The sequence below is a fragment of the Actinoplanes nipponensis genome (genome assembly GCF_016862275.1).
Taxonomy (GTDB): domain Bacteria; phylum Actinomycetota; class Actinomycetes; order Mycobacteriales; family Micromonosporaceae; genus Actinoplanes; species Actinoplanes nipponensis.
The window spans coordinates 1-680 of the sequence record NZ_BOMQ01000119.1 but is presented as its reverse complement, the minus strand read 5'-3'; the positions used below and the strand labels follow the sequence as shown (position 1 = coordinate 680).

General features: G+C 69.1%; 1 pseudogene. It reads left to right on the top strand.

Going from position 1 to position 680, the window contains the following annotated elements:
• Positions 1-21: 21 nt before the first annotated feature.
• A pseudogene (locus Ani05nite_RS40715) lies at positions 22-489 on the top strand (RICIN domain-containing protein); the annotation flags it as partial.
• Between the last annotated feature and the right edge of the window lie 191 nt (positions 490-680).

Here is a 680-nt window from a genome sequence, read left to right as displayed (position 1 = left end):
AAAGCCGCCTACACCGCCGTCCTGAACGCCCTCAACGCCGGCAGCGGCGGAGGCGGCTCGTCGCCGGTGGACACGAGCGCCTGGTACGTGCTGGTCAACCGCAACAGCAGCAAGGTGATCGACGTCTACAACCTGGCCACCACCGACGGCGCGCGGATCACCCAGTGGAGCCGGAACAACGGCAGCCAGCAGCAGTGGCAGTTCGTCGACTCCGGTGGCGGCTTCTACCGGCTCAGGTCGCGGTTGTCCGGCAAGGTGCTGGACGTCGCCAACGCGTCCACCGCCGATGGCGGCTCGGTCGTGCAGTGGAGCGACAACAACGCCGCCAACCAGCAGTTCAGCATTCAGGCCGTCGACGGCTACATCCAGCTGATCAACCGCAACAGCGGCAAGGCGGTCGAGGTGCAGGGCGCCTCGACGGCCGACGGCGGCAACATCGTGCAGTACGCCGACTGGAACGGCGCCAACCAGCAGTGGCAGCTGAGCCGGGCCGGATAGCACCCCCCCGATTTCCCCCACCTCATCGCATTCCCCGGAGGACTTTCGTGACACCATCGAAGAACCGACGCCGCCGCTGGCTGGTGGCGGCATCCGCGGCGCTGACCGCGCTGGCCGCCGGCGTCGTCACGGTCGTGAACGCCCCGGCCGCCGCGGCCGCGACGATCGACACCAGCGCCTCG